7 protein-coding genes and 1 pseudogene are annotated in these 8,085 nt (G+C 40.6%); 3 read left to right on the forward strand and 5 right to left on the reverse strand.

All coding sequences use genetic code 11. The annotated features are described in order from the left end of the window. Positions 1-149 precede the first annotated feature (149 nt). The gene (locus KQI58_RS22000) at positions 150-1,910 is read right to left on the reverse strand and encodes an ABC transporter ATP-binding protein (protein ID WP_216411073.1); all 1,761 of its coding nucleotides are present in this window, start codon (positions 1,908-1,910) and stop codon (positions 150-152) included. Beyond that, on the reverse strand, positions 1,907-3,637 hold the full coding sequence (locus tag KQI58_RS22005; protein ID WP_216411074.1) for an ABC transporter ATP-binding protein: 1,731 nt from the start codon (positions 3,635-3,637) through the stop codon (positions 1,907-1,909). Before KQI58_RS22005 ends, KQI58_RS22000 begins: the two co-directional genes overlap by 4 nt. Positions 3,638-3,996: 359 nt before the next feature. Between KQI58_RS22005 and KQI58_RS22010 the strand changes: the two genes are divergently transcribed. The 3 genes from KQI58_RS22010 to KQI58_RS22020 all read left to right on the forward strand — a co-directional run bounded on the left by KQI58_RS22010 (position 3,997) and on the right by KQI58_RS22020 (position 6,635). After that, positions 3,997-4,209, forward strand: a complete 213-nt coding sequence (locus KQI58_RS22010) for a DNA-directed RNA polymerase subunit epsilon (protein WP_216411075.1) — start codon at positions 3,997-3,999, stop codon at positions 4,207-4,209. Position 4,210: 1 nt separating this feature from the next. Then, on the forward strand, positions 4,211-5,887 hold the full coding sequence (rnjA, locus tag KQI58_RS22015; RefSeq protein ID WP_216411076.1) for a ribonuclease J1: 1,677 nt from the start codon (positions 4,211-4,213) through the stop codon (positions 5,885-5,887). Positions 5,888-6,131: 244 nt separating this feature from the next. Next, positions 6,132-6,635 carry a TetR/AcrR family transcriptional regulator gene (locus KQI58_RS22020; RefSeq protein WP_216411077.1) on the forward strand — a complete coding sequence of 168 codons (504 nt, stop codon included), beginning with the start codon at positions 6,132-6,134 and terminating at the stop codon, positions 6,633-6,635. Positions 6,636-6,808: 173 nt separating this feature from the next. Here the strand turns inward: KQI58_RS22020 and tnpA are convergent, their stop codons facing one another. From tnpA to KQI58_RS22035, 3 genes and pseudogenes are all read right to left on the reverse strand, one after another. Then, positions 6,809-7,282: an IS200/IS605 family transposase gene (tnpA, locus tag KQI58_RS22025; protein WP_216411078.1), complete on the reverse strand. Its 474-nt coding sequence runs from the start codon at positions 7,280-7,282 to the stop codon at positions 6,809-6,811. Between the two features lie 176 nt (positions 7,283-7,458). Continuing rightward, positions 7,459-7,659 carry a cold-shock protein gene (locus KQI58_RS22030; RefSeq protein ID WP_137613371.1) on the reverse strand — a complete coding sequence of 67 codons (201 nt, stop codon included), beginning with the start codon at positions 7,657-7,659 and terminating at the stop codon, positions 7,459-7,461. 156 nt (positions 7,660-7,815) lie between these two features. Next, positions 7,816-7,965 (reverse strand): annotated as a pseudogene (locus KQI58_RS22035) (JAB domain-containing protein); the annotation flags it as partial. Positions 7,966-8,085 lie beyond the last annotated feature (120 nt).

Here is an 8,085-nt window from a genome sequence, read left to right on the forward strand (position 1 = left end):
CCTGGCTATGGAAAGGCAAGGAGCCTTTATTTTTTTGTCCTGAATGTCGAAAGAAATCAGATAAAAAGACGTCCCAAACTCAAATTACGAGTTCGAGACGTCTTTTGTCTACAGTCTGAAGCGGCACTAACAAGTGCCGCCTAAATGCGCTATTCTGCTTCTTCCATAAACTGGCTGTTATACAGCTGTTCGTAAAATCCGCCTTGTGCTAATAATTCGGTATGTGTCCCATGTTCAATGATCTGTCCGTTTTTCATCACTAAAATATGGTCTGCATCACGAATCGTCGATAACCGGTGGGCGATTACGAAACTTGTGCGCCCTTCCATGACACGATCCATCGCTTTTTGAATCAGTCCTTCTAAACGAGTATCGACTGAACTAGTCGCCTCATCTAAAATCAAAATTTTAGGATCAGAGATGATCGCCCGAGCAATTGTCAGCAATTGCTTTTGCCCAAGCGAAACATTGTCTCCCTCAGAATTGATCTCCATTTCATACCCGCCAGGCATCGTCCGAATGAAGTGATCGACATTGGCCGTCTTCGCGGCATCAACGACTTCATAATCCGTTGCCTCTAAACGTCCAAAACGAATATTGTCTCCGATCGTTCCTTCGTACAGCCAGGCATCCTGAAGTACCATGCCAAATAAAGAACGAACATCCGAGCGATTCATTTCTTGAGTATTTACACCATCAATGAGAATTCTTCCACTATTGATATCATAAAAACGCATCAACAGATTGATCAAGGTCGTTTTCCCGGCACCGGTTGGACCGACGATTGCCACGGTTTCCCCAGCTTTAACCTCGAAGCTCAAATCCTCGATCAATGGTTTCTTCGGATCATAACTGAATTGAACATGATCGAAGACTACATTTCCTTGTACTGGTTCTGGCAATGGCAGATCCTGCTCATTCAATTCCTCTTCCGGTTCATCTAAAATTTCGAATACTCGCTTAGCTGAAGCCGAAGCACTTTGGATCATTGAAGACAGCTGAGTGATTTCTCCCATCGGCTGGCTGACCTGCCAAATATATTGAATAAAGGCTTGCAGCTGACCAACTAAGATTACCCCATGAATCACATTCCAGCTTCCTAGAATCGCCATCGCAATATATGTCGCATAAGCTGTCAATTGAACCAGCGGCTGCATCAAGCTGGAAACAAAGGAAGCTCGGAAACCAAAGCGGCGAAGCTCATGATTGACTTTACTAAAGCCTGCCAAGGTTTCTTTTTCCCGTCCATATAGTTTTAAGACACTGAAACCGGTCATATTTTCTTGGACGTAACCGTTCATTTCTCCCAGAGAATTCTGCATTCCCTGGAAATCCTTTTGAGAAACTTGAACGATTTTTCGAGTGATAACGAGGGATAATGGAATCATAATCATCGAAATCAGGGCCATCATCGGATTAATATAAAACATCATAGCAACTGCTAATAAGATACCCAATACAGCATTAATTGATTTAATAATTGCCTGCTGCATGGCGTTGCTGACCGCATCCACGTCATTTGTGACCCGTGACAGAATATTTCCTTGCTGATTGCGGTCAAAATAAGAAACCGGCAATCGATTGATTTTTGTTTCGATATCCTCTCGCAAATCGCGCATCGCTGACTGTACGACATTGGCCATCAGCCAACCCGTTCCTAGCTGTGTTCCGCAATAAGCGATACCAACGATCACGATCACAATCAGCCATTTAAAGACATAATCAAAATTGATGGATTCACCTTGCGCGATATTCTTGCTGACCTCCGTTGTCGGCAGTCCCGTTAGATACGGCATCCAAGTCCCTAAAATTAAGGTTGCTACCGCAAGGATCAGCACAATAATGAAAGACTTTTTGTATGGATTGATATAATGCATCAACCGTTTTAAAGAAGAAATGCTGTTTCTCATGCTAATTCCTCCTTCGATAATTGTGATGCGGCAATGTCATAATAAATCGGACATTTCTCTAACAATTCTCGATGTGTTCCGATCCCGACAACATCTCCTTCGTTCAACACGACGATTTTGTCCGCGTGCATGATCGTTCCAACTCGTTGTGCGACAATCAAGACCGCTGATTCAGTGGTTTCCTTCTTCAATCGAGCGCGAAGTTTGGCATCAGTCTGATAGTCCAAAGCAGAAAAGCTGTCATCAAAGATATAAATCTCAGGACGACGAATTACTGCTCGCGCGATCGCCAAGCGTTGCTTTTGTCCGCCAGAGAAATTGCTTCCGCCTTCGGCTAATTCTTCTTGATAGCCCTTTGGTTTTTGTGAAATAAACTCTGCGGCTTGGGCGATTTCGACCGCCTGCTCCATCTCAGCCTGTGTGGCATCTTTTTTCCCGTAGCGTAAGTTATCTTCGATGGTCCCTGTAAATAGCTGTGCTTTTTGCGGGATATAACCAATTTTTTCCCTTAAATCCTTTAAGCGATAATCGCGGACATCTTGTCCATCAACTAACACCTGACCCTCCGTTACATCATAAAAACGCGGAATCAATTGAATCAATGTCGATTTCCCAGAACCGGTACTGCCGATAAAAGCGACTGTCTCACCTGATTTTGCCGTAAAGCTGACATTGCGAATCACTGGACTTTCTGAATGACCTGGATAAGCAAAGGTGACATTGCGAAATTCCAATGAACCTCTTTCCGTCGGTTCCACTGTTTTTTCAGGATTGTCTTTGATGATTGGTTCCATATCAAAAACCTCTTGAATCCGTTCAGCCGAAACATTTGCCCGCGGATACATCATGAACACTGTCGCAAACAACATAAAGGAGAACAACGCATGAAAGATGTACTCGATAAATGCGATCAACGTTCCGACTTCCAAGGAGCCATCGCTGATTTGCACCGTCCCGTTCCAGATGATCAAGACCATCACGATATTAAATAGGAAGAAAAAGCCTGGCTGAGCGACTGCCATTAAATGAAACAAACTTTTTGAGCTGTTTGTATAGGCATCATTTACTAAACGAAAGCGCATCTCTTCAAACTTTTCATTAACAAACGCCCGAATCACCCGCAAGCCTGAAAGGTTTTCCCGAAGAATGCCGTTGATATTATCTAAGTTCTTTTGCTGCTTTGTTGACAATGGTTCCGAATATTTTGCGATCAGAATAACTGCTAGTAATAATATCGGCAGCGCCAACAACACGTACATGCCTAAGCCTGGACTCGTTCGCACAATTAAATACAAGCTCATTCCAAACATCATCGGCGTCATAAAACCTGTTGTCAAAATATTTTGCATAAACAACATGATTTGATAGGCATCATTGGTTGTGCGTGTAATCAATGAGGGCACACCAATCTGTTCATATTCTGAATGAGAGAAACTTTGGATTTTTTCAAACAAGTCGTCGCGAATTGCTGCGACCATTCTAGAAGTGATTTGAGAACTGAAGTAACGTAACGAAATACTCATAATGATCCCAACCACCGTAATCGCAATCATTAAGATCCCCATTTTTTGTACGTAGTTAAAATCGTTATTTCCAATCCCCTTATCAATCATCATCGCCAAAATCGTTGGCAACCCTAACTCAATCAAGATAAAGCCAAAAACACTGATGAAATCAAATAACAATAGCTTTTTGTAACGCCAAGTATAGCGCAACATTAACTTCATTTTTTCTCGCCTCTTTCTATACCGTAATGTCTCCAATATAGCATAAAAAAAATACTTCTGCCCGCTTGGAAAATCGTTTTTTTATTTTTACTTTTTAGACTTTCTGAAAATTTCTAAGTAATCCTCATTTCCCTTCCTAGTTTCTATACTTCTTATTTATTCTGTGATAAACTACAGGTAATTGTTGTAAGAACAACCCAAAGAACGGTGAAATTGTTTTTTCAAGCAAGAAGCAAAGACGAGGCTTCTTCTCAGCGCTTTAAATAAGCTAAAGCGTGGAGCATAAAAAAATAGGTGGCAGCCGCCCCTCATTTTGTCGTGGAAAAAATTGCTATAAAGCAAATAAAGGAGATAGATTCATGATTTACAAAGTTTATTATCAAGAAACCAAAGAACGGAACCCAAAACGTGAACAAACCCAATCATTGTATGTAGAAGCAGACAATGAAGAAATGGTTCACAACTTATTACGCGAGAATACCCCATATAACGTGGAATACATTCAACTTTTAGAAGGCAATCATCTGGAATACGAAAAAGAGAATGCTGACTTCAAGTTAATGGAGTTCTAATATGAAACTTTCGCTAAAAAATAATGAAACTGGTGTCTTTGCCATTGGTGGATTGGGCGAAATCGGAAAAAATATGTATGGGGTTCAATTCCAAGACGAAATCATCATTATTGATGCCGGAATAAAATTTCCTGAAGATGATTTACTAGGAATTGATTATGTCATTCCCGATTTTAGCTATGTCGTCCAAAATATCAATAAGGTTAAAGCATTAGTAATTACACATGGACACGAAGATCATATCGGCGGCGTACCGTATTTATTGAAGCAAGCAAACATTCCTATTTACGCAGGGGCGTTAGCTTTGGCTTTAATTAAAAACAAATTGGACGAGCACGGATTATTGCGTGATGCAGAATTACACGAGATCGACGAAGATTCTGTGATTCGTTTCCGCAAGACATCTGTAAGCTTTTTCCGTACAACTCACAGTATTCCTGATCCATTAGGTGTCGTTGTTAAAACACCGTCGGGAAATATCGTGGAAACAGGCGACTTTAAATTCGACTTTACACCCGTCGGTCAACCTGCCAACCTGCATCGAATGGCTAAGCTTGGAGAAGAAGGTGTGTTGTGCTTACTATCTGATAGTACAAACGCAGAAGTTCCAACGTTTACAAAATCTGAACAGACAATCGGCCAATCGATCTTACGGATTGTAGAAAAAGTTGAAGGAAGAATTATCTTTGCCACCTTTGCTTCAAATATTTCTCGCCTGCAACAAGCGGCTTCGGCTGCTGTTGCAACAGGACGTAAAATTGCCGTCTTCGGACGCAGTATGGAAAATGCGATCGTCAACGGACAAAAATTAGGTTACATCACTGTTCCAGATGGTACTTTCGTGGATGCCCATGAAATCAACCATTTGCCAGCAAACGAATTGATGATTTTATGTACCGGATCGCAAGGTGAACCAATGGCCGCTCTTTCCCGAATTGCCAATGGTACACACCGTCAAATTCAAATCCAGCCAGACGATACGGTCATTTTCTCAAGTTCACCGATTCCTGGAAATACGACTAGCGTCAACCATTTAATTAACCTGCTTTCTGAAGCTGGTGCTGAGGTGATTCATGGAAAAGTCAACAACATCCACACTTCTGGTCACGGTAGTCAGCAGGAACAAAAATTGATGCTGCGCCTGATGAAACCAAAATATTTCGTTCCCATTCATGGTGAATTCCGAATGTTGAAAATTCACACAGGATTAGCCCAAGATACAGGGGTTCCTGAGGAAAATTGCTTCCTGATGGAAAATGGCGATATGCTTGCTCTAACGGCTGACAGTGCAAGACGAGCAGGTCATTTCAATGCTAGTGATGTCTATGTAGACGGCAGCGGCATTGGAGACATCGGTAATGTCGTCTTACGGGACCGCCGAATCCTTTCAGAAGAAGGATTGGTTCTTTCAGTTGCGACTGTTGATATCGAGAAAAAAGAAATCCTTGCTGGTCCAGATATTTTATCTCGCGGATTTGTGTATATGCGTGAATCCGGCGAAATGATCAATGAAGGACAGCGGATTTTGTTCCATGCACTGCGAGAAGCTTTAAATGAAGCTGGCTGTACTGAAGCGAAACTAAAAAATGCGATGGTAGCTGCCTTGCAACCGTTCCTATTTGATCAAACAGAGCGCCACCCAATGATCCTACCAATGATCATGACACCTGATAATTAAACAAAAACATCCATCTGCTTTTTTAGATGGATGTTTTTTTATTCTTGTATGAACTTTTTATTTTTATTAAAATAAAAATAACTTGTGATTTTTTAAGCAAAAAAAAGTATTTTTTTCTTGAAAACGTCAAAAATCAATTGACAATTAGCCACTTTATTTGCACAATGAAAGTTAGTTAAAAAGAGAGATAAATTAACGTTTGTTATTTTATCTCTCTTCAATCCAAAATAAAGGAAGATTAATTATGGTAAGAACTCAACGCGTGCAACGAAGCCAGATCATAGATGGCGCTTATCAATTGATTATCAATGAAGGCTTTAAAAAATTCCATGCTCGAAATATTGCACAACATATCGCTTGTTCAACACAGCCAATCTATCGTGAGTTTGCGAACCTGGCTGAATTAAAGTCGGTTTTAACCACCCGCGTTTTATTAAAATATGTCGATTTTTTGGAAGATCAGGAGCCAAAGTCCTTAAAAGCGCTCTCGAAAGCGATCACGAATTACGCAACCGATTATCCGGATGAATTCCAACAGTTCTTCTTGCAGGATTCTGATACGATCCAATTGACTAAGCAAGTCACAAGAGATGTGTTCAATACCATTAAACCTGAAAAAAGTAACAGTCCCTTCTTTGACTTTTTCTGGCAATATTGCATCGGTAAAGCTGCTTTAGCTGTTAATGATGCCAATCATACGGATAGTTTAGAGGAAGACCACTTCTTCCAATTTTCGATGGAAAATTAAAGCATCACTACACTAGCCATTCTCCTCATAACCAGCATAATCAAAACCACCCGTGTGAACGGGTGGTTTGTTCTGCGGCTGAAAGCCTCTATTACCGGCCATAGCCTATAAGGCTTACTGAAAGATTTCCCTCCCGCACCACTTTTACTCGCTGATTCTAAAAGAATCTCGCGTTACTTCTTCTTGTTTTTCTTTCCTGTGAATGGATCATATTCTTCAAACAATGTTAGTTGATCTGCTACGTAATCTTCCTGTAGTTGATTACGAATATATTCTGCTATCTGCTCCTTGTTTCTTCCTACCGTATCCACAAAATACCCTTTACACCAAAATCTTCGGTTTCCATAACGATATTTCAACTCTGCATGTCGATCAAAAATCATTAAACTACTCTTTCCTTTCAAATAACCGATGAACTGTGCCACACTCAATTTTGGTGGAATACTTACTAAGAGATGAATATGGTCCTTACAGGCATTTGCTTCAAGAATATTCACTTTTTTTCTTTCGCATAGTTCACGAATAATCTCGCCTATACTCTGCTTATATTTCCCATAAACGATTTGTCTTCTATATTTTGGCGCAAAGACAATGTGATACTTACATCTCCATTTCGTATGTGCTAAACTTTCAGTATCCTTTTTCATAAAGGTTCCTCCTAAATTTGATTGTGATGCGGTCGGGAAACCAACATCAGTTTATCAACTTTGGGAGGTCTTTTTAATACCACGCTGAAAGCTCTCCGGAACCACTCGCATAGCAAGTGGTTTTCAAAACATATAATAAAAAGCCTTAGAGAAATATTCTCTAAGGCTTTGTCGTATTATTGCTTATTAACGTTAGTTGCTTGAGGTCCGCGATCGCTTTCTTCAACATCGAAAGTTACTGCTTGTCCTTCTTCTAATGTTTTAAAACCGTCGCCTTGGATAGCTGAGAAATGTACGAATACATCGCTGCCATCTTCACGAGTAATGAAGCCAAAACCTTTTTCTGCGTTAAACCATTTTACTGTTCCGTTTTCCATGAATAAAATCCTCCTCGTGCCTAAGCACTTAATTAAGTATGTGTAACATTGCCGGCCTACGAAAAGGGAAACATCTGTATACCAACTCGTATCTCAAACAAAATTACAATAATAGTTTACCATTCTACTTATTCTATGCGCAAGGGTTTTCAATTGTTACTTTAAGTACTTTTCTTCACGTAAACTGAAATATTTGGTTTCTCCGACGATAATATGGTCTAATAACTCAATTCCCATCATTGCTCCGCACTCCTGAACACGTTCGGTAAAGTCCAAATCATTTTGTGACGGTGTGGGATTTCCTGAAGATAGCGATAGGTAAACTTTTGATGTTATCGCCAGTTTTTCCCCCGCTTCACACCGTGCGTACGACTTTCACCGTACACGGCGTTCCCCCGTTAATTAGCTACTTCATGTTTGTCTCAG

It is taken from the genome of Enterococcus raffinosus (assembly GCF_018917525.1).
Lineage (GTDB): Bacteria > Bacillota > Bacilli > Lactobacillales > Enterococcaceae > Enterococcus_A > Enterococcus_A raffinosus_A.